At 63.8% G+C, this 1,250-nt stretch carries 1 protein-coding gene and 1 pseudogene; both read right to left on the bottom strand.

Annotated features, from left to right (window positions below; genetic code table 11):
* Window positions 1-209: hypothetical protein (locus tag KL771_RS28220; RefSeq protein ID WP_261971831.1), on the bottom strand; the 209-nt coding region annotated here is incomplete at its 3' end.
* 3 nt (window positions 210-212) lie between these two features.
* Window positions 213-641: pseudogene (locus KL771_RS28215) on the bottom strand (ATP-binding protein); the annotation flags it as partial.
* Window positions 642-1,250: the final 609 nt, after the last annotated feature.

Raw genomic sequence — 1,250 nt, 5'->3', positions numbered from 1 at the left:
GCGGCCTGACAGGCGATCATGCCGACGACGCCGAACAGGAAGGCGGCGACGGGCTCCATCTCGGCCGGAGACGGCAGATGCTTGTCTTCGAGCAGGAGCGCGCTGGTCCCGATCAGGATCTTGGCCGCGACGGGATGCCAGACATAGGCGTTGGCGGCGCCGACGAGGCCGCGGGTGACGCGCTCCCACCAGCGTCCCGTGCCGAGCACCTGTCAACGGGCCGCGAAATCTCCCCACTTGTGGGCTCTTAAAATTCCCGGTTTAGAGTGGTTTAGGTCAGTGGTTGTTCTGGTCTGCGGCTCCTGATTTGGTCGGCCGCGCCGGCGCGGGATTGCGATCGGCGGAGGCTGGATGATGGCCTTGGACCGGATGTGCTCGGGGACCAGATCGGCATGATGGCGCAGGCGATAGCTGGCGCCTTCGATTTGGACGACGACGGCGTGGTGGAGCAAGCGGTCGAGGAGCGCGGTGGCGACGACGGGGTCGCCGAAGACCTCGCCCCATTCGGCGAAGCCGCTGTTGGAGGTCAGGATCATGGCGCCGCGTTCGTAGCGGGCATTGACGAGTTGGAAGAAGAGGTTGCCGCCGCCGGGGATGACGGGCAGGTAGCCGATCTCGTCGACGATCAGGAGAGCGAAGCGTAAGCGTCTTCCTCAAGCGCCACGAAACGCCGCCTTCTCACCCCGTGATTACCCTTTTCCCGCCATAGATCGGCGTAACAAATGAAACAGCCTCCCGCCGACCCGGGGTGGTTCGAACTGGCGTCGGTGGAAAGAACTTTCCCCTTTTCGGTAACGACTTTCCTCTGCATCTGTGTTCGAATGTCCGTGGTTGTTCAAGGACGGCGTAGCATCCGCCGTCCTTCCGAAGGGCCCCGGTCCCGAGCATGCCTGGGTTTCAGAAGAGCGCTATTGCCGGGAACCTGGCATTCGGTCTTGGAGGACGTTTTCACGCCGGTGGCTGAGGTCTGATGATTTGATCACCGATCCGCTGGTTGTCGCGACTGAGTTTCATACCGGCGTGTAACCTACCCTACACTGCTTTCGACGACGGCGGGGACCCGGACCCGACAAGCGCGGGGACCACGGGAGACGCCGCACGGTGGGGCGGATCGATCGCGGTGGTGGGGATGGCGGCGAACCCGTTCGGAGCCCACAAGGCCGGCTGAGCTTTCGCCGGTCACGTGCCGATGAGAGTCGGCATCAGAACGCAAAAAATCGGGGGTGCGCCGACGATGGTCGGCGCACCCC

Origin of the sequence: Prosthecodimorpha staleyi, from assembly GCF_018729455.1 — a bacterium.
GTDB lineage: Bacteria > Pseudomonadota > Alphaproteobacteria > Rhizobiales > Ancalomicrobiaceae > Prosthecodimorpha > Prosthecodimorpha staleyi.
This window is presented reverse-complemented; position numbering and strand designations above follow the sequence as displayed.